The following is a 22,504-nucleotide window of genomic DNA, read 5'->3' on the forward strand; positions in this document are numbered from 1 at the left end:
CTTATACACTAGATTATTGTCGAGAAACTCGGGTTTTCGGCTTTTTTTACTTTTATATAACAGTTAATTAATAGGGTGGCAACAAATTTTGTTGCCACCCTATTTTTTCTAGATTGGTATTACTTGGATTGGCTTTTTAAGCAGCTATTTAGTCATATAAAAAAGTACTGGGGTAGTCTGTAATGAGGTAGTTAACCCCAAGCTTGATAAGATGTTTGGCAGAGTCGATATTATTAACGGTCCAAGCAGTAGTAGCAAGATCATATCTTTGGCATTGAGCCATAAAGCTTGAATCAAATAGAGGATAAAATAGCCCAATAGAGGAGCAGCCTAATCGTAAAGCAATTAACACGGTATTGGTAAAAGGCTGTCCAGTGCTCATTACTGCATTTTTAATATCATTTATGAGTATAGGGTGCGTAGAAGGGATGAGGTGCTCGGCATACTTAAAAACTGGCTGTGCCATAAGTTTCAGGGTCAGCTGCGGGCAGGCAGGCTCTACCAATAGGCCTCGCTTAAACTGACTAAGGACAATATCCGCCTGTAGCTTCTCAAGCAAATGAACATCGAAGCTGGTTAAGGTTAAAGGTAGAGTCTTAAACTCTGGAGTAACCAAACATTGCTTTAACGATTGAATCAGTTGTTGATAGTTGGTGCGATTGCTAGTTTTAATTTCCAGCTCGATGTGGCTGTAATTTTTAATAAACTCCGGCATCTGTTGCAGCAGTAACATAGGATCACTTTGATTGGCGCTAGCAGAGCGACTGATGCGCTGTATTTGGGCAGCGGTTAATTGGTCGATTCTAGATTGATGAGAAAATAGCCTAAGCAATGTATCATCATGGAAGACCACTAACTGACCATCTAAAGTTAACTGCACATCAAACTCAATACCTACCAGTTTCTTTTTTTGCCAATTGTTTGCCGAGATTTGACTTAGCTGCTGAGTATGGATAAAGCCAGCTTTACTGTTTTCTAGCTGCTCGCCACGAGCGCCTCTATGACCGAGTAAGTAGCAATTATGAATGTCGAGTAAAGAGGTTAACGAAGTCATAGAATCTCTTCTGAATAAGTTAAAGCCTTTAAAATTGCGATAGGCTAAAAGTACGTTTATGAGAAAGCGGATTAGGTAAAATAGCTCAGTTTTATAATGAAATACTGGCAGAAAATAAGCAGCATTAATAGATCCTAATGAGCCTACTTTACAAACTATAGATATAAATTGTGATAACACTTCATTAAAATGCAATAACTTTAATATGAATTAACAAATATTTATGCTTTGGCGTATAATACGTAACAATAATGGCTAGTACGGCTTAAGACATATTTTTACAAAAGAGCTATCGTCTTTTTTGTAAAGATATAAATTACCGTGCGATAGCCAAGGCTGGTTTTAAAAGAGGTTATGATGAAGTTAAGTTTTGATCGTGTTTCACGTCCTACAAGTTTGGTAGGGGTGATGTTGCTATGCGGATTAACCGCTGTGGGTTGTAGCAAAAAAGAGAAGTCTACTGATAAATCAGATGAGGCTAAAGTTGAAGTAGTCACAACTGCTCCTGTGGTTCAATGTGATGATCAAGTGGCCTTAACTCAGTTGACACAAACTGTGCAGTCTACTTTAGGATCTCAGTCACAGCGTTTATTTAATGCTTATGCTGAGAGCAATGGGGAAAGCCTAAGTTTGACCAATGTCAATAATGCGGTAGGTTCAGTATTGGTTGATGTTGCCAACCCAAGAGTAATGCAGCAAGCAAATGATCAAGGTATGATTACCTGTAGTGCCAGCTTAAGCTTAACTTTGCCAAACCAAGATGTAAGCCGTGCCAATCGAGTTTACACTCAAGTTGAAGACCGTACTTTGGCTGAGTTATTACGCTCTGAAGGCATCGTGTTAAATAACAACATGCTGGTTAGTGATAACTTTAGTTATGTGGTGGGTATGCAAGGCGGTCAGTCTATTGCTCGCGTAGTGGGTCAGCCCTCTATTTTAATGGCTGCGTCAGACATTATTGCCAAGTCGCAGTATCAGGCCGTTATTGATGCGCGTCGTACTGCTCCAGACACCAATAAGCCAAGACCTGCTCCAGCTTTACCAGCTGAGCCAAGACAACCTACGCAGCCTCGCGTTCGTCCAGAGCCTGAGCAGAAGCAAAGAGCGCCTGTACGTCAGACCCAGCCTGCTCGTAGTGCTAAAGCACAGACTGAGGCTCAACAAAAGCCTGCTGCTAAACCCGTTGAACCCGCTAAGCCTCAAGCAGCTGAAACCCCAAAGCCTAGTAAGCCTGTAACTGAGGAAGCCAATAACACGGCCACTAAACCCGTTGAAGTTCCTAAGAAGCTAAGTGCTCCTAAAGATGACAGTATTGAAATGGTCATCATTGAAGAAGACGGCACTTACTAAGGGTAATAGACTAAAAGCAACTAAAACTTTTGGGTTTTTAAGCCCTTAGTTAGCTTAAATTAGCTCATTAACAAAGGTCCAACAAACTGTGTTGGACCTTTTTTATTGTGAGATACTTTATAAAACTGGTTAAATAACAGGCTGGATATATAGTTGACTAGCTGCTGAATTTATCCAATATGGTTTTATCCCATAACACCTCTTTTGACCCCTCAACTTTGGCGCAATATCTTGATAAAACAAAAAGCCAGTCAGATAGACGGTTTAATAGTTTAAGCGCATTTGCACTTATGGCTTGCTTGCTGATTTGCTGTAAGTTAACCGCTTGACGTTCAGCACGGCGGCAGACAGTGCGAGCGATATGGACTTGACTGACTAAGGCAGAGCCTGCTGGTAAGATAAAATCCTTTAGGGCAGGTAGATCTTGGTTAAAGGTATCGATTTCAGATTCTAGCCAGCTAATATGACTTTCACTAATACCTTTATATTCGGGCATAGCCAGTTCGCCACCGATATTAAATAATAAATGTTGAACGGTGCTTAAGCTGTCAGATATCGCAATAAATCTTTGTGCTTTATCTGCCTCTAAGGCTTCTATCTGTGCCAAGATCATGCCGATATGGGCATTTAATTCGTCAACGTCACCCATTACAAAGAAGAGAGCATCTGCTTTACTGACACGGCTACCATCTGCCATGCCTGTCGTGCCATCATCTCCAGTGCGGGTGTAAATTTTGGTTAATCGATTGCCCATAAGGGGAACTCCAGTAAATCTAAGGGGGTTTTATTAAAAAACTTAAGTTAGCATCATATCCTATGCCGATGAAATATAGCAATTTTAGCCAAGCTTAGGTAATATGAGCCTCGCTAAGAATAATACTTGATGTCATCATTCATCAGTTTTCATTATAAGGTTTTAATATGTCTTTATCTGCCAATATCACGCAAACTCCTGAATTCCTATCAAAACAGTTGGTCGAAAGTCAGGCCACGTTAAAGATTTATGATTCTATGACTACCGATAAACGAAAGTTTGAGCCGCTACAAGCCGGTAAGGTAGGCATGTATGTTTGTGGTATGACGGTTTATGATTACTGCCATATTGGTCATGCTCGGGTAATGGTTGCCTTTGATGTGGTGTCACGCTGGTTACGTCACTTAGGTTTTGAGGTGAATTATGTGCGTAATATCACCGATATTGATGACAAAATTATTGCTCGTGCTAATGAAAATGGCGAAGAGATTGGCGACTTAACCGAACGCTTCATTAAGGCTATGCATGAAGATGCCGCGGCTTTAGGCTGTGCAGTTCCTAACTCAGAGCCACGCGCCACACAGCATATCGATGAAATGCTGCAAATGATTGATACCCTAGAGCAAAAAGACCATGCATACGCTGCACCAAACGGCGATGTCTATTATGCCGTTGAAACCTTTGAGGGTTATGGCAAATTATCAAAGCGTAAGTTAGAGGATTTGCAAGCGGGATCACGTGTCGATGTTGATACGGATAAGAAGAACCCATTTGACTTTGTACTCTGGAAAGCGGCAAAACTAGGTGAGCCACAGTGGGATTCTAACTGGGGCGGTGGACGCCCAGGCTGGCATATTGAGTGCTCTGCTATGTCAACTAAGTGTTTAGGGGACAGCTTTGACATTCACGGTGGGGGTCATGATTTACAGTTCCCGCACCATGAAAACGAGATTGCCCAGTCAGAAGCGGCAACCGGCTGTACTTATGCCAATAACTGGATGCATGTTGGTTTTATTAACGTTGATGGCGAAAAGATGTCTAAATCTTTAGGGAACTTCTTCACCATTCGTGAAGTGATGGAGAAGTTTCATCCTGAAACCATCCGCTTCTTTATTCTATCGAGCCATTATCGCAGTCAGGTTAACTTTTCAGATGCAGCACTAAAAGAGGCGCACTCAGGATTAACTCGAGTTTACCAAACGTTGAAGGCGGCCGAAGCGGTTTTAGAATCAGCAGGCAAGCTGGATGAGTCAGTAGAAGCGTCAACTGAAGTGGTTAATGAGATCAGTGGTTATAGTGCTAATTTCATCAAAGCAATGAACGATGACTTTAATACGCCACAAGCCATCAGTGTCTTATTTAGCTTAGCAAAAGAGGTTAACAAGCTGGCACGTGAGACAGAAAATGACCAAGGTATTGCTAAGCTGCAAACGGCTGCAGTGACTCTAAAAGCTCTGGCTGCTACTTTAAATATTGGTCAAGTAGATCCGACAGAGTTCCTGCAGGCTCAAATCGGTGCGGTAAGTGAAGGTCAGATGAGTGATGAGCAAATCGACGCGCTTATTCAAGAACGTATCGAGGCTAAGGCCAATAAAAACTTTGCTCGCGCTGATGAAATTCGTGATTTGTTACAGCAAAACAATATTGAGCTTGAAGACGGTAAGCAAGGCACGACTTGGAGACGTATCTAGTTTTGCTTAATTGACTGATAGCAGTACAGTAAATAAAGCTAACTCGACAAGCATGGTGTAGATAGGTAGGTCTGTGTTTTACGCATAATTCCCTAGAGCTTGGCAACCAAAACGACTTGGAATGTGCATGAATAATTTAGCATACAAAAACGAAGTAGCTCGTACTACAAGCTTGTCGAGGTTTGATGTCATGTCATCTGTTCAAAAAAATAGCATCATTAATCAGCCGACCCTAGCTAAGTGGGATAAGCTTCTGCTGAGGGCGCTCCATTTAGCCGTGATCGTGTTGTTTATGTTTTTGGCACCCGCTTTATCCCATGCTGATGATGCAAAGACAACGCCGCAAGTACAAAATGCTGAACAGCCCGAAAACATTATTGACTATGCCGTTCAGCAGATTCAACAAGACAAACCAGAGGAGGGGGCAGAGGAGGAAGTCACTCGTCCGCTCCTAGCTGAAAACGAGCTTACAGGGGAGTTCAATGAAGCCTATTATGTGCTAAATAAGCTTAACTCTGGATTGCCTGAACTATCTACTCCCCCTAATCTTGAAACACCTCTAGCCACATTAGAGTTCTTTAATAGCGCCAACTTGCAAAAGAACTTTGCTCTAGCAGCCTATGCATTAAACCTAAATTTATTACCTGCAGCGGCCCAAAAGAACGAAGCCACTGATCTGGCAAAGAAGCTGGATTATTTAATGACCGAAAAAGGTCTGTATATTTTCGATGATCTGCCGGATCGTTCAGACGGTTTGGTTGAGCCTGTACTAGGGACTGATAGCCCCATTCATGGGGTGCCAAGACGCTCTATAAAGCTGGGTGATATTAATTATAAGAACAGAAGCGTACCCTTATACTTAGAGCGTGTACGGGTAGGCAATCAATCACCAGTTTGGGTGTTCTCCTCGCAAACTGTGGCCAATATTAATGCGCTATATGATATTCATAAGCCAGCAGAGTTTGAACGCTTTTTACCAGAGCCAATGACGGCTAAGGTTTGGGGTATTAGTGTTTGGGAAGTGCTGGTTCTAATTCTATTTATGTTTGCCACTATGGGCATAAGCTTTGTACTTAGTAAAGGGGTGTCAAAGTTTGTCGGTCTATACTCCAATGCCATCACTCACCGTACCCAAAAGGACGAGCTGTCGTTGGGTAATAAAGGCCTGACTGACTTTTTCTCAAAAATAACAGTACCTCTTACTGTCACTTTAAGCTTCTCTATGATGTTGGCCTTGGTCTCTGGCAGCTTACCTAGAGTAGATGCTATTGCCACCTCCACCCGGCCTATCATTTGGTTGTGTCTGGTTATCAGTGGCCTATGGCTTGGGGTTAGGGCAATTAACTTTTTTGCCAACCGATACCAAGATTACCAAATTGATTCATTAGATGAAGAGCAGTTTAATACCCAGCGTATAAGAATGACTTACGTCTCAGTGTTTAGACGTATTTTCATTTTTGTTATGGTACTGGGTGGAGTCTGGATTGGTTTGGCAGAGTTTGCTGACTTAGAGGGGCTAGGCACCACGTTGTTAACCTCTGCGGGGATTGCTGGGGCTATTATCGGTATTGCGGCTCAGCCAACTTTAGGCAATATTATTGCGGGTTTCCAAGTGGCAATCACTCAGCCGGTACGAATTGGCGATACCATATTTGTTAATGATATCTGGAGTGAGGTGGAAGACTTACGCTATACCTACGCGGTATTAAAAACGTGGGACGATAGACGGCTTATTGTGCCGATGAAGTACTTTGTCACTGAGGTGCTGGAAAACTGGTCACATACCTCATCGCATCAGTCCAGTGCCGTTCATTTATATGTCGATTATGGCGCGGACATTGATGCCATACAGCAGAAGTTTTATGAATTGGCTATAGCGCATGAGCTATGGGATAAAGACATGAAGCCTGAGATGAGAGTCATCGAAGTGACCCAAGAAAGCATTACCCTGCGAGGTAAAGTCAGCTCTGATGGGCCAATGAATGCTTGGAATTTAGAATGTGATATTCGTAAGCAAATGCTAGATTATTTAAATGAGAATCACAGAGGTCATTTACCCACTGACCGCATCACTTTTGCCCCAAGAAACTAAAAATCAACTCAAGAAAAGTGGCTATTATTAATAATTACTTAAGCGGTATTTAAAGCAGGAAGCTCTTTAAATTCAAGTGCTCACAAAGCTGATAATTTTGTTATAATAGGTTGCTTATTTTCCCTAGCCAAGAGGTCTGTATGTTGCGAATCGTAGATGATGCCCTAACTTTTGATGATGTTTTACTCCTGCCTGCATATTCAAATGTGCTTCCTAAATCAGCTTCATTGACGACGCGATTAACTGAAGATATCTCTTTAAATCTTCCTCTAATATCGGCCGCAATGGATACAGTAACAGAATCAGAAATGGCGATCACCATGGCTCAGCTTGGTGGTATGGGTATTGTACATAAGAATATGGACATTGACCGTCAAGCGATGCAAGTGCGTCGTGTAAAAAAATTCGAAGCCGGTACAGTAGTAGATCCTATTACAGTGACCCCAGATATTACTGTGGGTGAGCTGCTTCGCATTACCAATGAAAATAACATCTCTGGGGTACCTGTCGTAGAGTCAGGTAGTGGTCAAGTTGTGGGTATCGTTACTCACCGTGATGTGCGTTTTGAAACCAATCATAACCAGCCTGTAAGTAACGTAATGACACCACAAGATAAGTTGGTGACCGTAAAAGAAGGCGAGTCTAACGAAAATATTAAAAAGCTGCTTCATGAGCATCGCATTGAAAAAGTGTTGGTGGTAGATGATAACTTTGGTCTAAAAGGTATGATTACCGTCAATGACTTTAACAAAGCTGAAAACAACCCCAATGCTTGTAAAGACTCACAAGGTCGCTTACGTGTGGGCGCTGCTGTGGGTACTGGTGCAGACACTCAAGCTCGTGTCGAGGCTTTGGTTGAAGCAGAAGTGGACGTAATTGTTGTTGACACCGCACACGGTCACTCACAAGGCGTTATCGATAAAGTAAGCTGGGTTAAGAAGAATTTCCCACACATTCAAGTTATCGGCGGTAACATTGCTACTGGTGATGCAGCCTTAGCTTTACGCGATGCAGGTGCCAACGCAGTGAAAGTAGGTATTGGTCCAGGTTCTATCTGTACCACTCGTATTATTGCCGGTATTGGTGTGCCTCAAATTTCAGCCATTGATAATGTGGCTTCTGTGTTAAAAGACAGCATTCCATTAATCGCTGATGGTGGTATCCGTTACTCAGGTGATATGGCCAAAGCCATTGCTGCTGGTGCTTCGTGCATCATGGTAGGCTCATTGTTGGCAGGTACTGAAGAGGCGCCAGGTGATGTTGAGCTATTCCAAGGTCGCTATTACAAAGCGTACCGTGGTATGGGCAGCTTAGGGGCTATGTCTGGCTCAAACGGCTCATCTGACCGTTATTTCCAAGATGCTAAAGATGGCGTTGAGAAATTAGTACCAGAAGGCATTGAAGGTCGTGTTCCTTATAAAGGCCCAGTTAATGGTATCGTGAACCAATTAGTGGGCGGTCTACGTTCATCAATGGGTTACACTGGCTGTGCCACTATTGAAGAGATGCGTACCAAACCTGAATTTATCAGAGTAACTTCTGCGGGTATGAAAGAGTCGCATGTTCATGACGTTCAGATTACCAAAGAAGCCCCTAACTATCGTATTAGCTAATGAGAAATCATTAAACAGATAAAGGTTGTTTTGTTGGTTAACCTGTTATTGGACAGCCAAAAAGACCAAAAGACAATATCTTTTGGTCTTTTTTTTGTAGTATATTAGGACATAATAAATTTATTAGTTATTGATTTAATGGTTACTTATTTGATTACTATTTTAACTACTATTTAATTGCTATTTAGTTGAGGGATTTATGAGCTATTTCGGTACAGACGGTATACGTGGACTTTTTGGCAAGTTTCCAATTACCCCAGATTTTGTTTTAAAACTAGGCTATGTGACAGGCCAAGTTTTGGTAGAGCATCACGTTTCTTCAAAGAAGAAGCCGAGTGTGGTGATTGGCAAAGACACGCGTTTATCCGGCTATGTTATCGAAGCAGCCTTACAAGCAGGATTTAACTCAGCCGGTGTTGATGTGCATATGGTGGGTCCTTTACCGACGCCGGCTATCGCTCACTTAACCCGTAGCTTCCATGCCGATGCTGGCGTGGTGATTTCTGCTTCTCACAACCCTTATTATGATAACGGCATTAAGTTTTTTGCTGCAGATGGCCGCAAGCTAAGCGATGAGATGCAAGACGCCATTAATAAAAAATTAGACGGCATTGTAGAGGGTCATGCCGATTACACTCAAGAAGATCCTGCTCAACTGGGTAAGCATTTTAGAATTAATGACGCCAAAGGCCGTTATATCGAATTTTGTAAGGGCAGCTTTCCTTACCAATATGATTTATCCAATCTAAAGATCGTTATTGACTGTGCTAATGGTTCAGGCTATAGCGTAGGGCCTCGTGTGTTACGTGAGCTTGGGGCCGAAGTTATTGCTATCCACAATAAACCTGATGGCATCAACATTAACGATAAATGTGGTTCTACTTATCCAGAAGCGATTCAGCAGGCAGTGGTTGAGCACAAAGCTGATTTAGGTATCGCTTTAGATGGTGATGGGGACCGCATCATCATGGTAGATGAAAACGGTGATTTGGTCGATGGAGATGGCATCTTATATATTCTAGCCACTAAGTCGGAAACTAAAGCCGCAGGTGTTGTTGGTACTCAAATGAGTAATATGGGTTTACAGCTGGCACTTGAAGCTGAAGGCATTACTTTAGAGCGAGCCAAAGTGGGCGATAGATATGTAATGCAGGGCTTAGAGGCCAATGATTGGATCTTAGGCGGTGAGCCTTCAGGGCATATCTTATGCTTGGATAAGAGTCGTACCGGAGATGCTATTATTGCTGGACTGCAGGTATTGGCAGTAATGGCACAGACCAAACAAACTCTAAGCCAATTGACCAAAGGCTTTAAATTATTGCCACAGACGCTAGTTAATGTGCGCTTAGAGCAAATGGCGGACCCGTATGATTTCCCAGAGTTAGCGCAAGCGTTTGATGAGGCATCAAAAAGCATTGAAGGTCGCGGTAGACTACTGATTCGTAAGTCAGGCACTGAACCTCTTATCCGAGTTATGGTTGAATTAGACAATGCCGAAGAGTGCGATAAGTTAGCCAATGAGCTGGCGGTTAAAGTTAAAGCAGTGATGGGCGAAACTGCTATCGTTTAAATTTAGAGTATTTACGTTTTTATTGAAGGTATCAGTCTTTCTTGTAGCACAGTTGTTTTTACTCCAATACGGTTAAGCAAATGGCTACTAAGAGAGACAATGGGGGTAATATGGATTTTAGTGATAAAAGAGTCTCATACGAAAAAGGCGAGTTGCATGAAGAGGTGCTGCTAGACAGTCCCTTTCAGCTATTAACGTTATGGTTAAATGAAGCCATTGAGCAGAAAGCTCCTGAGCCTTATGCCATTAGCTTGGCTACCTGTGGTTCAGACAATATGCCGGCGGTAAGAACGGTTTTAGTACGAGAAGTTAATAATGAAGGGATAGTTTTTTATAGCAATTATCTCAGTCATAAAGGCCAAGATATTGAGCAAAATCCTCATGCTGAGGCTCTGTTCTTTTGGCATGATATGCAGCGCCAGGTAAGAGTCCGAGGCAATATTACTAAAGTAAACCGTGCCACCACAGAGGCTTATTTCGAAAAGCGTCCTTATGAAAGTCAAATAGGCGCTTGGGTAAGTCAGCCGCAAAGTGGACCAGTGTCAAGTCGCCAAGCTATGGATGATAAGTTTGCTCAGCTAAAACAGCAATATCCTGAAGGTGAGGTGCCAACGCCTGACTTTTGGGGTGGCTATCAAATCACTGCTACTGAGATAGAGTTTTGGCAAGGCAGACCCAACAGGCTACATGATAGAATAGTCTATACCAAAGTTACTGATACCGAACAGTGGGATATTAAGCGCTTATTACCATAAAGGTTAGCTTGGTTTATAAATAAAATATAATGTATATGTAGCAAACAGTGTTATGAGTAAGTAGCAAAATTAGAAAATAGTAAAATTACTAAATAGGATAAAAACGATTAGCAATTCACTTTTTACCTTGGGATATTTAGGTTTATGATCCGTTTTGTCAGTTTTAATATTAATGGAATTAGAGCGCGTCAACATCAATTAGAAGCGGTAAAAGACATCATTGATCCAGATGTCATGGGTATTCAAGAAACCAAAGTACATGATGAGCAGTTCCCTTTACAAGATGTGGAGTCACTAGGTTATCATGTAGAGTATTTCGGTCAAAAGGCACACTATGGGGTAGCCCTAGTCTCGAAGCAGAAGCCTATTTTTGTCCAAAAAGGTTTTCCAGGCGAAGCAGAAGATGCTCAAAAGCGTTTTATCCATGCCCGATATGTGTTCGATGGAAAAGAGGTTGATGTGTTAAATGGCTATTTTCCACAGGGGGAGAGCCGTAATCATGAAACCAAGTTTCCAATGAAAAGAGAGTACTACGCCTCGTTAAATGTCTATATTGATGCTTTAAAAGAAGAAGGGCGTACGCTGATTATCATGGGCGATATGAATATTGCGCCAGAAGATAATGACATTGGTATCGGTGAAAAAAATGCGCAGCGCTGGCTTAAAACTGGTAAGACCTCTTTTTTACCAGAAGAGCGCGAGTGGTACACAGCTTTAATGAGCCGAAATTTATTTGACACTTACCGTATCCATAATCCAGATTGTAATGAGAAGTTCAGCTGGTTTGATTATCGTAGCCGCGGTTTTAATGATGATCCAAAACGTGGACTTAGAATTGACCATATCCTATGTACAGAGGATATTAAAGACAACTGTATCGATGCCGGAATCAGTTATGAATTAAGAGCGATGGAAAAACCATCAGACCATGCGCCAATTTGGGCCTCTTTCCGATTTTAAAAAACAGCCTAAAAAATAGCCTAAGCAAATAAAATTAACTTGAATAAAGACTGCTCCGACAGTTTTTAACCAATAAGTAAGGGATATTCATGCCAGTAGGAAATATAGCACCACCAGATATTATTCATGCCATTGAAGGCGTTGAAATTGGCATCACTGCTGCTGGCGTGCGCTACAAAGATCGTGATGATTTGGTTGTATTTCGTTTGAGTGAAACCGCTTCCGTGGCTTGTGTTACCACCACCAATAAGTGCTGTGCAGCCCCTGTCTTGCTGGTGCGTGAACATTTACAGCAACTTGCCGGCAGTGATAAGTCAGCACGATATCTGCTAATTAATACTGGTAATGCAAACGCTGCAACAGGCGAGGAGGGCTATCGCCGTGCGCTGCAAACTTGTAAAGCTTTAGCTGACAAAGTAGAGGTAGAGGTCAATCAGGTAATGCCTTTTTCTACCGGTGTCATTGGCGAAGTAATTAATAGTGAAGCCATCATTAATGGATTGGATAACTGTTTGGCCAGTCTGTCACAGGATAACTGGTTATCTGCTGCCAATGCTATTAGAACCACGGATACTATCCCTAAAGTGGCCAGTACCAGCGTGGTTGTGGATGAAGCTATAAGCTACAAAGTAACCGGTATCTCTAAAGGCGCTGGCATGATTCGCCCTAATATGGCTACTATGCTAGGTTATGTGGCGACAGATGCGCCTATTGCTCAGCATCTACTACAACAGATGTTAGTAGAATTGACCAATCAATCATTCAACCGCATTACCATTGATGGCGATACCTCAACCAATGATTGCTGTGTGTTAATAGCCACAGGTGACAACCAAGCTAATTTGATTGATTCAACCCAGCACCCACATTACCAAGTATTATACCAAGCATTAAAAGAAGTCTTTTTGCGTTTGGCTACCTTGATCGTTAGAGATGGGGAAGGGGCAACAAAATTCATTACGGTTAAAGTGACTGGTGGTAAGACCGTTGAGGATTGCTGTGATGTGGCGTATGCCGTCGCTCACTCTCCTTTAGTGAAGACTGCCTTTTTTGCCAGTGATCCAAACTGGGGTCGTATTGTAGCTGCAGTGGGCTACTCAGGGGCTGAAAACCTTGATGCCGATCAAGTTAGTGTGACCCTGGATGATGTGGCTATTTGTACGCGCGGTCAGTTAGATCCAAGCTATACTGAGGAGCAAGGCCAAGAAGTCATGAGCCGCCCTGAGATTACTATTAATATTGATCTGGGTATGGGCGAGGCTACTGATACCGTTTACACTTGTGATTTATCACATGAGTATGTCAGCATTAATGCCGATTATCGCAGTTAGCTAGATCTAACATAGCTAATAGTAGAAAAATATTGTAGCCATGAAAGGCAGTCCTTGTTATCAATGGCTGCCTTTTTTAACGGAAATGCTCAGCAAATAAATCCGCCAAATAACGCGCTAGGGTATCTGGTATATCGTGACCAAGACCAGGTATCAGCTTAAAATCAGCATGCGGAATGGTTCTTGATAGACTATGACCATGAGCAGGAGGCAATAACCTGTCTTTTGAGCCATGCACAATTAATGTCGGCTGTTTGATTTTTTTATCTATATTTACTAACGAGCCTGTTGCTAACAGTGCTAATAATTGACGGCTTACTCCTATGGGATAAAAGCGGCGATTATAGAGCAGTTTAGTACGCTTTAAGGCCCGCTTTTCATCAAAAAAGTCAGGAGAGGCGATAACTCGTTGTAAGTTTAGATTATTTTCGATAATCTCAGTAGCATCTTTGGTCTCGGGGATAGGTTTAGTCAGAGCTCTAAGGGCATCAATCCTAGGCGGGGGTAAAAAAGGTTTGTTATTGCTAGTGGCTAGCAAACCAAGCTTGTCCACTCTATCGGGATGTTCAGCGGCTAAAATCTGTGCAATCATACCGCCCATTGACATCCCAATCACATGACACTTCTCAATCTTTAAAGCATTTAACAGCTGATGCACATCTTCGGTCATATCAAAAAGGGTATACGGGATACTGTCTTCTTCGATATGTAGAGGCAAACCGAGCTTGAATCGCGATAATAAAGCCAACTTTTTTGAGACCGACTTATATTCTTTGGTGAGTTTGTTTTTGTGCTTAAGCTTGCTTGATTTGCCTATGTCTCGATTATCAAATCGAATCACTTGATATCCTGAGTTGATTAGCTCTTGGCAAAATAGGTTGGACCAAACCAAAGATTGAGCACCGAGTCCCATGATTAAGAGAATAATCGGATCACCCTCATCACCGCCACGCTCTAAATAGAACTTATATTTTGGCGTTCTTATTTTATAAGCTTGCATAAAATGTGCATACTTTGACGGTTTGGTTTTAATTTTGTACTGATTATCTGATGTTTTATTGGGCATAAAAGAACCTAGTCTTCTTAATTGATTACTCAATGAGAGTGTATCATTATAGAAGACTAGAGTATTTGAATGTCAATTTAATGACAGTTAGCTAACCTGCAGCATGTGCTTTTTTAGCTCAGCGACAATGAAGGGCTGGAAGTATTCAGGCAAGTCGTGCGACATGCCTTTAATAAGTTTAAAGGTAGCATTGGGGATATCTTTGGCGACTGCTTTACCGTGCGAAGGAGGTAATAGTCCATCGTTGCTGCCATGCATCACCAAAGTGGGGGCTTTAATCTCTTTGGTATAAGGCTGCACCGAGCCGGTCATTAAAATAGCCTTTAGTTGCTGAACACTACCTACTGGATAAAAGCAGCGTTGATATCTTAATTTAGCAACCTCAGCCACAGCTTCTTCATCGATATGACCTTGTGAGCCCACAGTTTTGATAAACCATTTGCCATGCTCAACGATATCTTTTTCTTTATAACTGTTGGGACGTTTGATTAACGTGTACAGCTGTTTGGGGCGAGGCGGCGCTAATAAAGGCTTGTTATGAGTAGAGAATACTAGGGCCAAACGATCCACTAAATGAGGATGCTTAGCGGCTAAAATTTGGGCAATGATACCGCCCATCGAGGCACCTAGCACATGCACTTGACGAAAGCCTAAAGCTTTAATCAAGCCTGCGGTATCCTCTGCCATATCATCTAATCGATAGGGAACGGGTGTTTTTGAGTTATCCAGTCCTAACTGCAGTTTCATCATGGCAGCCAGGGTATTGGTTTTGGGCAGATCTGAGCGAGAAATTTTAGTAGATAAGCCAATATCACGGTTGTCAAAACGAATGACAAAGAATCCGGCATCTATAAGGCGTTTTACAAAGTTTTCAGGCCAAAATATAAGCTGTGAGCCTAACCCCATAATCAGCAGTAAGGGAGGGTTTTTAGGATCGCCACCTACTTCGACACAAAGCTCAATATCCTTAGAGACTGGAATTATGGCTTGTTGCATCATTGCTGAAACAGGCGAGGGATACCAATCATACTGGTTGAGAATGGAGTTTGGCATGGTACATAAAATCCTTTTAATGGCCTTGGGTCGTATCTATTAAGATAAACTATACCTCTAGCATTTCAAAGTCTAATTTACCGACACCGCATTCAGGACAAGTCCAGTCATCAGGGATATCCTCCCATTTGGTACCTGGTGCAATCCCTTCTTCTGGGCAGCCTAACTCTTCATCATATATCCAGCCACAAATTATGCATTCCCATTTTTTCATTATACAGCTCTCTATATAGCACAAGGTTAACGTTTAAATTTGGGCATTGATTATAGCAAACAAGCTCAGTAACAGGTATTCGAATTTCAGTGACCTATCTGTAAGACTCAAGGAAGATGATATGTTAAAATAGGCGTTTTGTTAAACAATAGCCCTCCCTATATGTTTATCTTACCTCTTCGACCCTAATTTTGATGGAAAACTTATGAGTGACAACCCTCAAAGCCTCTCGAGCGTGCAAGAGACAGGCGCTGTGCCACCGAGCAATGAAGTTTTACAAAGCCGTAGACAGCATGACTTGTGGAAAGCCATTCGCACTGTTCCTGACTTTCCTAAGCCTGGCATTGATTTCTATGACATCACTCCGTTACTGCTTGATCATGTAAATGAAGTTATTGATGCCATGCTAGCAGCCTTACCAGATGGCCTATTAGAGCAGATTGATTGTTTTGTGGCTGTTGAAGCCCGTGGTTTTGTGTTTGCAAGTTTGTTATCAGGACGCTTGGGCAAAGGCATGGTGTTGCTACGTAAGCCGGGTAAACTACCGCCTCCTGTGGCTAATAAGTCCTATGCCTTAGAGTATGGTAGTGATACCTTAGAAATCCAAGGCGGTATGGCTCCGCGTAAAGTATTATTGGTTGATGACATCTTAGCTACTGGCGGCACTTTAAATACCGCTTATCATTTGTGTCAAGAAGCTGGCCATGATGTGGCAGGTGTACTAGTGCTACTGGATTTAGTAGATTTACATAAGCCTTTCCCAGTGCCAGTATATACCGTACTAGAAGGCTAAGCCCTTAAAAATAATAGATATAGCCGATAATAAAAAACTCTACGCTAGCGTAGAGTTTTTTTTAGTTTAAAGACAGTAAATGCACTTAAAAAATTACTTATTTAACAGTTATTTGTTTAATTGCTATTTGTTTAATTGCTTTAAAGCCTTGGCTAGCTCATCACGCGCATTGATAAAGCCGTCAATACCTTTAGGTAATAAATGTTGAGTGATGCTGTCTTTTTCATATTCGGCACTGAACTGTTCTTCAGTTAGGCTCAATTTTGGCATGGTTTCGCTTGTCATATCTGCTGAAAGCACTTGCTCCACGTTAGTGTCTAAAGCAGCTAACTCATCTAAAAGCTCTGGCGAGATGGTAAGTAGGTCACATCCTGCTAAAGCTAGAATTTGATCCACACTTCTAAAGCTAGCGCCCATAACTTGAGTCTTATAGCCATGTTGTTTGTAATACTGATAAGTGCGCTTAACCGATTGGACACCCATGTCTTCACTTACAGGAATGTCTTGACGGTTTTGTTCGCGTTTTTGCCAGTCAAGGATACGGCCGACAAAAGGAGAGATTAGCGTCACGCCCGCTTCGGCACAAGCCACAGCTTGATGCTGACCAAAGATTAAAGTTAGGTTACAGTGGATGCCTTCTTTTTCCAACTGTTCAGCAGCCTTAATACCTTGCCAAGTAGCAGCAATTTTAATCAAGATGCGGTCTTTGTCTACGCCGGCACGCTCATAGGCTTCCATAAACTCATGTGCTTTGGCAATGGTAGCTTCAGTGTCGTAGGACAATCTAGCGTCCACTTCAGTAGAAACACGGCCATCGATTAATTTTAGGATGTCACAGCCCACTTGAACCGTTAAGTCATCAATCACTTTATCAATCATGTCATCGCCGTGATTGGAGTAACGGTTTAGGGTGTCAGCCAACATGGCCTGCTTGTCTGGGTGGGTGAGTGCTTTGGTGATTAGACTGGGGTTGGTCGTGGCATCAACTGGCTTTAAGCGAGCAATGGCACTTAAGTCTCCAGTATCAGCAACAATAGTAGTCATGGTTTGTAATTGTGATAAGGCACTCATCATCTATTCCTAATTTATTTCTATGAGATTAAAAAATATCAAGGGTATCATCACAGTCGTATATGCTAAGTTATAGTAAATAAATACAGTAACTTAATATAAAAGTGCGGACCCTCTAGCGTTAATTTTTGCAGAGTATTAAACTAGGTTAATACCTTTAAAAATACACTTACTTATCCATAAGTTGGCTGAAAATGGAAAGTAAGTGTATTGACAACTTAAACGACGCTATCTAAACAGGGCGTAAGTTTGTTATAGTTACTTTATTATGACTTGTAACGTACCCAACTATCATAACATGACCCATAGGCTTTTTTATGACTTCGTCAACAAATAACGATAATAACGCTGATAACAATACCAAAAAAGGCGCTACTGAAAATTTTTCAGCTCCTGAGAATGTATTGGTTGAACTACGCCAAAAAATTGACCAAGTGGATGGTGAAATTTTACAGCTCATTAGTAACCGTGCCAAACTTGCTCAAGAAGTGGCCATCTTCAAAAAAGAACATGCAGATGAAGTAGATACAAACCCCATCTTCTATCGTCCAGAGCGTGAAGCACAAGTATTAAAAAACATTATGAAGCGCAATCAAGCTTCAGACAGTCCTATTAGTGACGAAAAGATGGCGCGCTTATTCCGAGAGATTATGTCGGTGTGCTTAGACTTAGAAGCCCCGCAGAAAATTGCTTTTTTAGGGCCTGTTGGAACCTTTACTCATGCCGCGGCATTAAAGCACTTTGGTAAAGCGTCAACTACTGTCCCCTTAACCACCATTACTGATGTATTCCGTGAAGTTGAAGCAGGCTCTGCCATGTATGGCGTGGTGCCAGTAGAGAACTCGTCAGAAGGGGTAGTAAACCATACCCTTGATGGTTTTTTGACTTCATCACTAAAAATTATCGGTGAAGTGGAGCTTCCAATCCATCATAACTTCTTAGTGGCAGAACATACCAAAATTGATAGCTTAAGTCGTATTTACTCACATCAGCAGTCACTGGCTCAGTGTCGCCATTGGTTGGATGTGAACTATCCTAATGTAGAGAGGGTTCAAGTCTCAAGTAATGGGGAAGCAGCTCGGAGATTAAAGAATGAGTGGCATTCGGCGGCGATTGCTGGGGATGTGGCAGTAGCAGAGTATGATTTACATAAGCTACATGAAAATATTGAAGACAATCCAGGCAACACCACGCGATTCTTGATCATTGGTCACGAAGATATTGCGCCTTCAGGTCAGGATAAAACCTCCATCTTAGTCTCAGCTCATAACAAAGCAGGGGCACTGATTGAAATTCTGAAGCCTCTGTCAAAGCATGGGGTCTCTATGACCAGTATTGAGACTCGTCCAGAGCGTCCGAACAAGTGGTCATACGTGTTCTTTATCGATATGGAAGGTCATATTGAAGATGAGAATGTTAGAGCCGCTATAGAGGAGATTCGTCCTTTAGTTCGCGATGTTAGAATTTTGGGCTCTTATCCGCAAGCCGTTATTTAGAGCTTTAAGCTATTATTTGAGCTTTGAGCTATTGTTTTAAAGCTTAAAGCTACAATGCTGTTAATCCGCCAGTATCATTTACCCATTGGCTATTTGTCACAAAATTAGGTAATACCATGACCGAAAAAACATTTTTAACCCCAGCCTACGATAGCATCTTAAAGTTAAAAGCTTATCAAACCGGTAAATCTGTTGAGGATTTAAAGCGGGAGTATGAGGTTAATGATGTCCTAAAACTAGCTAGCAACGAAAATCCTTTAGGATCGTCTCCTTATGTGACTTTAGCGATTACCAAGCAGTTGGATCAGCTGGCCCGATATCCAGATAGTAATGGTACGGATTTAAAGCAAGCGGTGGCAGACTTTAATGATGTGCACAGTAGCCAAGTCACTTTGGGTAATGGATCTAACGACTTATTAGATATTATTGCTCGCACGTTCGTTAGTCATAACGATGCCATAGTTTATAGTGAGTACGCTTTTATCGTTTACTCTATGTTGGCGAAAATGATTGGGGCTACTGGGATTGAAGTGCCTGCTAAGCGCTATGGTCATGACTTAGAAGCGATGCTTGAAGCCATCCAGCAGAACAATAATGTGCGTATGGTATTTATCGCCAACCCCAATAACCCAACCGGTACTTTATTGAGCAAACAAGAGATTCAAGAGTTTGTAGAGCAAGTGCCAGCACACGTTTTGGTGGTGTTGGATGAGGCTTATATTGAGTACTGTGAAGAAAGCAATAATCGCCAGCTAATCGATGAGTTTGATAACGTTATTTTGGTAAGAACCTTTTCTAAGGCTTATGGGCTGGCAGGTTTACGAGTGGGTTATGCTTTAAGTCATCCTAATGTTGCAGACATGTTGAATCGTATCAGACAGCCCTTTAATGTCAGTTTACTGGCACAATCAGCGGCGGTAGCTGCTTTGGCCGATCAAGATTTTATAGCCAAAGTTCATAAAATAAACGATGGTCAGATGCGATGGATCTGTAAGCAGTTTGATGCGCTAGGCCTAGGCTTTGTTAAGTCGTATTCTAACTTCGTCATGGTCAATGTAGGCGACGCTGACAGCATCAATCAAGCCTTACTGGAGCAAGGGATCATAGTACTTCCCTTGGCAGGTTATGGGCTGGATGAATGGCTACGTATTACGGTAGGAACGCCAGAAGACAATACCCGTCTAATAGACACTCTTCGCGACACCTTGGAATCTATGTAGGGCTGTTAAGTTAGAGACTTTTGGCTGATGTGACAAAGCACAAAGGCAAAGAAAGATAACATCGATATCCTCATTACTAATATAATAAAAGTAGGTTAATGAAACATGCTGTTTGAACAGGTTTGTATAATAGGTTTGGGCTTAATCGGGGCAAGCTTGGCTCAAGCCATCAGAGACAGACAGCTGGTTGGGAGATTGGTAGCGGTAGACAGGCATGCTCCGAGTATTGAAGCCGCTATAGCAGACGATGTGATAGACGCAGGTAGTGATTCATTATTTGATGTGGTAGCAGGCAGCGATTGTATTATTGTGGCGGTCCCAGTCAAGACCGTGGGCGCTGTGTTCAAAGATATTGAACAAACGATGCGACAAGGCTTGATTGAAGAAGACGGCATCATTAGTGACGTCAGTAGCACCAAGCTAAATGTGGTCGAGGCTGCCAAGGAAGTCTTTAAACAGTTGCCTTCAGGTTTCGTGCCTGCGCATCCCATCGCTGGAGCCGAGCAGTCCGGTTATAATGCCCGTCGTAGCAACTTATTTGTCAATCATAGTTTAATAATTTGTGAATTAAAGACCACCGATCCTGAAGCCATCGATAAGATGGCTAACCTTTGGGAGGGTGTGGGCGCCACCATAATGAAAATGGGGGTCGAGCATCACGATGCAGTATTGGCTTATACTAGCCACCTACCGCATTTACTGGCCTTTAACTTAGTAGAACAATTGGCCAGTCATGACGATAATATGGATATTTTTCGCTATGCGGCTGGGGGATTTCGTGATTTCACCCGCATCGCCGCCAGCGATCCAGTGATGTGGCATGATATCTTTATCGCCAATAAGCCAGCTTTAATCAATGCTTTAGATGAATACAGCAAGTATTTATCAGAATTACGCAGTTTAATTGTTAATGAGGATTCTACTCAATTATTAGGTTTACTGGGCCGGGCTCAATCCGCCAGAAAACATTTTGGTCATATGCTGACCAGCACCCCTTATACTAAAAAATTAACGGACCCTTCTAATACGGACAACTCTATGGCAACCTCAAATCAAGCCTCTAGCGCATACATTATTACCCCAAGTACCACTATTAATGGCAGCATGACTGTTCCAGGCGATAAATCTATCTCCCACCGCAGTATTATGTTTGGTAGTTTGGCTGAAGGGGTGACCAAAGTCACTGGATTTTTGGAAGGGGAAGATGCCTTAGCAACCCTACAAGCTTTTAGAGATATGGGGGTTACCATTGAAGGTCCAGAAAATGGCGAAGTAACCATTCATGGTGTGGGCATTAATGGCCTTAAGCCTAGTAAGACGCCGTTATACATGGGCAACTCTGGTACTACCATGCGTCTGTTATCGGGCATTTTAGCGGCTCAGCCATTTGACAGTGTATTAACCGGTGATGCCAGTCTATCGAAGCGTCCTATGGAGCGTGTGGCAAAACCATTACGTGAGATGGGTGCGACCTTGCAAACCACAGGTGAGCGCGGTACTGCACCTATTAGTATTACGGGTAGCGATAAGCGAGGCAGTAAGCTACAAGGCATCACTTATGATATGCCAGTCGCTTCAGCACAAGTAAAATCATGTTTATTGCTAGCTGGCTTATGGGCAGAAGGCAAGACCACAGTTATTCAGCCTGAAATTAGCCGTGACCATACTGAGCGTATGTTAAGCGCCTTTGGTTATGACGTCGAAGTTGAAGGCAATAAAATCAGTGTGGTTGGTGGTGGTCAACTGACAGCCTGTGACATTGCGGTACCTGCTGATATCTCCTCTGCAGCTTTCTTTATGGTAGCGGCTGCCATCGCCAAAGACAGTGAGATTACCATCACTAAGGTAGGCATGAACCCCACACGTACCGGAGTGATTGATATCTTAAAGCTGATGAATGCCGATATCACTATCAGTAATGAGACCTTTGTGGGTGGTGAGCCTGTAGCTGATATCACGATTAAATCTTCACAATTAAAAGGTATTCAAATCCCTGAAGAGCTTGTGCCACTAGCAATTGACGAGTTCCCAGTACTGTTTATCGCTGCCAGCTGTGCTGAAGGTCAAACTTTGCTGACCGGTGCCAAAGAGCTGCGTGTCAAAGAGTCGGACCGTATCGCAGTGATGGCGGATGGTCTAACTCAGTTAGGCGTGGATTGCACTGTGACCGAGGATGGTATTATCATTGAAGGCAAAGGTGGCAATAATTCAGAAGCGGTATTTGGCGGGGCAGAGATTTATTCACATCATGACCACCGTATTGCCATGAGCTTCTCAGTAGCCAGTTTAAGAGCCTCAGATACCATTAAAATTGAAGGGGTTGAAACGGTTAATACCAGCTTCCCAGGATTTGCTGAGCTGTGTAACAGACTAGGTATGAACATTGAAGTTAAATCGGTATAACCTTAACCTCTAATTACA

Annotated in this window: 18 protein-coding genes; 12 read left to right on the forward strand and 6 right to left on the reverse strand. The window is 42.4% G+C overall.

Features of this window, described 5'->3' with window-relative positions; all coding sequences use genetic code 11:
* Positions 1–148: 148 nt before the first annotated feature.
* A complete protein-coding gene (locus tag A1019T_RS07865; RefSeq protein WP_077451163.1) occupies positions 149–1,054 on the reverse strand; it encodes a glycerophosphodiester phosphodiesterase in 906 nt (301 codons plus the stop codon).
* A 354-nt stretch (positions 1,055–1,408) separates the two neighbouring features.
* On the opposite strand from A1019T_RS07865, the gene A1019T_RS07870 reads away from it, so the two are divergent.
* Positions 1,409–2,404: a hypothetical protein gene (locus A1019T_RS07870; RefSeq protein WP_244156584.1), complete on the forward strand. Its 996-nt coding sequence runs from the start codon at positions 1,409–1,411 to the stop codon at positions 2,402–2,404.
* Between the two features lie 157 nt (positions 2,405–2,561).
* Here the strand turns inward: A1019T_RS07870 and A1019T_RS07875 are convergent, their stop codons facing one another.
* On the reverse strand, positions 2,562–3,158 hold the full coding sequence (locus A1019T_RS07875) for a cob(I)yrinic acid a,c-diamide adenosyltransferase (RefSeq protein WP_077451165.1): 597 nt from the start codon (positions 3,156–3,158) through the stop codon (positions 2,562–2,564).
* Between the two features lie 257 nt (positions 3,159–3,415).
* Here A1019T_RS07875 and cysS point away from each other — a divergent pair, with 257 nt between their 5' ends.
* From cysS to argJ, 7 genes are all read left to right on the forward strand, one after another.
* Positions 3,416–4,849, forward strand: coding sequence for a cysteine--tRNA ligase (cysS, locus tag A1019T_RS07880; RefSeq protein WP_425271945.1), 1,434 nt, complete (start codon positions 3,416–3,418; stop codon positions 4,847–4,849).
* 127 nt (positions 4,850–4,976) lie between these two features.
* A complete protein-coding gene (locus tag A1019T_RS07885) occupies positions 4,977–6,941 on the forward strand; it encodes a mechanosensitive ion channel family protein (RefSeq protein WP_244156585.1) in 1,965 nt (654 codons plus the stop codon).
* Between the two features lie 140 nt (positions 6,942–7,081).
* On the forward strand, positions 7,082–8,554 hold the full coding sequence (gene guaB, locus A1019T_RS07890; RefSeq protein WP_077451168.1) for an IMP dehydrogenase: 1,473 nt from the start codon (positions 7,082–7,084) through the stop codon (positions 8,552–8,554).
* Between the two features lie 199 nt (positions 8,555–8,753).
* Positions 8,754–10,124: a phosphoglucosamine mutase gene (gene glmM, locus A1019T_RS07895; protein ID WP_077451169.1), complete on the forward strand. Its 1,371-nt coding sequence runs from the start codon at positions 8,754–8,756 to the stop codon at positions 10,122–10,124.
* A gap of 110 nt (positions 10,125–10,234) precedes the next feature.
* Positions 10,235–10,879 carry a pyridoxamine 5'-phosphate oxidase gene (gene pdxH / locus A1019T_RS07900; RefSeq protein ID WP_077451170.1) on the forward strand — a complete coding sequence of 215 codons (645 nt, stop codon included), beginning with the start codon at positions 10,235–10,237 and terminating at the stop codon, positions 10,877–10,879.
* Between the two features lie 144 nt (positions 10,880–11,023).
* A complete protein-coding gene (gene xthA / locus A1019T_RS07905; protein WP_077451171.1) occupies positions 11,024–11,839 on the forward strand; it encodes an exodeoxyribonuclease III in 816 nt (271 codons plus the stop codon).
* Positions 11,840–11,928: 89 nt separating this feature from the next.
* Complete coding sequence (gene argJ / locus A1019T_RS07910; RefSeq protein WP_077451172.1) at positions 11,929–13,170, forward strand: bifunctional glutamate N-acetyltransferase/amino-acid acetyltransferase ArgJ; 1,242 nt, start codon at positions 11,929–11,931, stop codon at positions 13,168–13,170.
* Between the two features lie 76 nt (positions 13,171–13,246).
* On the opposite strand, the gene A1019T_RS07915 is transcribed toward argJ, so the two are convergent.
* From A1019T_RS07915 to A1019T_RS07925, 3 genes are all read right to left on the reverse strand, one after another.
* Complete coding sequence (locus tag A1019T_RS07915; RefSeq protein WP_077451173.1) at positions 13,247–14,236, reverse strand: alpha/beta fold hydrolase; 990 nt, start codon at positions 14,234–14,236, stop codon at positions 13,247–13,249.
* An 87-nt stretch (positions 14,237–14,323) separates the two neighbouring features.
* On the reverse strand, positions 14,324–15,289 hold the full coding sequence (locus A1019T_RS07920; RefSeq protein WP_077451174.1) for an alpha/beta fold hydrolase: 966 nt from the start codon (positions 15,287–15,289) through the stop codon (positions 14,324–14,326).
* Between the two features lie 49 nt (positions 15,290–15,338).
* On the reverse strand, positions 15,339–15,503 hold the full coding sequence (locus A1019T_RS07925) for a rubredoxin (RefSeq protein WP_028858919.1): 165 nt from the start codon (positions 15,501–15,503) through the stop codon (positions 15,339–15,341).
* Positions 15,504–15,708: 205 nt separating this feature from the next.
* On the opposite strand from A1019T_RS07925, the gene A1019T_RS07930 reads away from it, so the two are divergent.
* Positions 15,709–16,296, forward strand: coding sequence for an adenine phosphoribosyltransferase (locus A1019T_RS07930; RefSeq protein ID WP_077451175.1), 588 nt, complete (start codon positions 15,709–15,711; stop codon positions 16,294–16,296).
* Positions 16,297–16,419: 123 nt separating this feature from the next.
* Here A1019T_RS07930 and A1019T_RS07935 read toward each other — a convergent pair whose 3' ends face one another.
* Positions 16,420–17,367 (reverse strand): transaldolase, encoded by a 948-nt coding sequence (locus A1019T_RS07935; protein WP_077451176.1) that lies wholly within the window; start codon positions 17,365–17,367, stop codon positions 16,420–16,422.
* A gap of 317 nt (positions 17,368–17,684) precedes the next feature.
* Between A1019T_RS07935 and pheA the strand changes: the two genes are divergently transcribed.
* The 3 genes from pheA to A1019T_RS07950 all read left to right on the forward strand — a co-directional run bounded on the left by pheA (position 17,685) and on the right by A1019T_RS07950 (position 22,486).
* The gene (pheA, locus tag A1019T_RS07940; RefSeq protein ID WP_244156586.1) at positions 17,685–18,863 is read left to right on the forward strand and encodes a prephenate dehydratase; all 1,179 of its coding nucleotides are present in this window, start codon (positions 17,685–17,687) and stop codon (positions 18,861–18,863) included.
* A gap of 116 nt (positions 18,864–18,979) precedes the next feature.
* Complete coding sequence (hisC, locus tag A1019T_RS07945) at positions 18,980–20,083, forward strand: histidinol-phosphate transaminase (RefSeq protein ID WP_077451177.1); 1,104 nt, start codon at positions 18,980–18,982, stop codon at positions 20,081–20,083.
* A 105-nt stretch (positions 20,084–20,188) separates the two neighbouring features.
* Entirely contained in the window at positions 20,189–22,486 is a 2,298-nt protein-coding gene (locus A1019T_RS07950) for a bifunctional prephenate dehydrogenase/3-phosphoshikimate 1-carboxyvinyltransferase (protein WP_077451178.1), read from the forward strand.
* Positions 22,487–22,504 lie beyond the last annotated feature (18 nt).

Origin of the sequence: Psychrobacter piechaudii (assembly GCF_900162825.1) — a bacterium.
GTDB lineage: Bacteria > Pseudomonadota > Gammaproteobacteria > Pseudomonadales > Moraxellaceae > Psychrobacter > Psychrobacter piechaudii.

Bases quoted from the DNA above. Each gene is read 5' to 3' on its own strand.
- A1019T_RS07865 (WP_077451163.1), bottom strand. From the start codon at position 1,054: ATGACTTCGTTAACCTCTTTACTCGACATTCATAATTGCTACTTACTC.
- A1019T_RS07870 (WP_244156584.1), top strand. From the start codon at position 1,409: ATGATGAAGTTAAGTTTTGATCGTGTTTCACGTCCTACAAGTTTGGTA.
- A1019T_RS07875 (WP_077451165.1), bottom strand. From the start codon at position 3,158: ATGGGCAATCGATTAACCAAAATTTACACCCGCACTGGAGATGATGGC.
- cysS (WP_425271945.1), top strand. From the start codon at position 3,416: ATGACTACCGATAAACGAAAGTTTGAGCCGCTACAAGCCGGTAAGGTA.
- A1019T_RS07885 (WP_244156585.1), top strand. From the start codon at position 4,977: ATGAATAATTTAGCATACAAAAACGAAGTAGCTCGTACTACAAGCTTG.
- guaB (WP_077451168.1), top strand. From the start codon at position 7,082: ATGTTGCGAATCGTAGATGATGCCCTAACTTTTGATGATGTTTTACTC.
- glmM (WP_077451169.1), top strand. From the start codon at position 8,754: ATGAGCTATTTCGGTACAGACGGTATACGTGGACTTTTTGGCAAGTTT.
- pdxH (WP_077451170.1), top strand. From the start codon at position 10,235: ATGGATTTTAGTGATAAAAGAGTCTCATACGAAAAAGGCGAGTTGCAT.
- xthA (WP_077451171.1), top strand. From the start codon at position 11,024: ATGATCCGTTTTGTCAGTTTTAATATTAATGGAATTAGAGCGCGTCAA.
- argJ (WP_077451172.1), top strand. From the start codon at position 11,929: ATGCCAGTAGGAAATATAGCACCACCAGATATTATTCATGCCATTGAA.
- A1019T_RS07915 (WP_077451173.1), bottom strand. From the start codon at position 14,236: ATGCCCAATAAAACATCAGATAATCAGTACAAAATTAAAACCAAACCG.
- A1019T_RS07920 (WP_077451174.1), bottom strand. From the start codon at position 15,289: ATGCCAAACTCCATTCTCAACCAGTATGATTGGTATCCCTCGCCTGTT.
- A1019T_RS07925 (WP_028858919.1), bottom strand. From the start codon at position 15,503: ATGAAAAAATGGGAATGCATAATTTGTGGCTGGATATATGATGAAGAG.
- A1019T_RS07930 (WP_077451175.1), top strand. From the start codon at position 15,709: ATGAGTGACAACCCTCAAAGCCTCTCGAGCGTGCAAGAGACAGGCGCT.
- A1019T_RS07935 (WP_077451176.1), bottom strand. From the start codon at position 17,367: ATGAGTGCCTTATCACAATTACAAACCATGACTACTATTGTTGCTGAT.
- pheA (WP_244156586.1), top strand. From the start codon at position 17,685: ATGACTTCGTCAACAAATAACGATAATAACGCTGATAACAATACCAAA.
- hisC (WP_077451177.1), top strand. From the start codon at position 18,980: ATGACCGAAAAAACATTTTTAACCCCAGCCTACGATAGCATCTTAAAG.
- A1019T_RS07950 (WP_077451178.1), top strand. From the start codon at position 20,189: ATGCTGTTTGAACAGGTTTGTATAATAGGTTTGGGCTTAATCGGGGCA.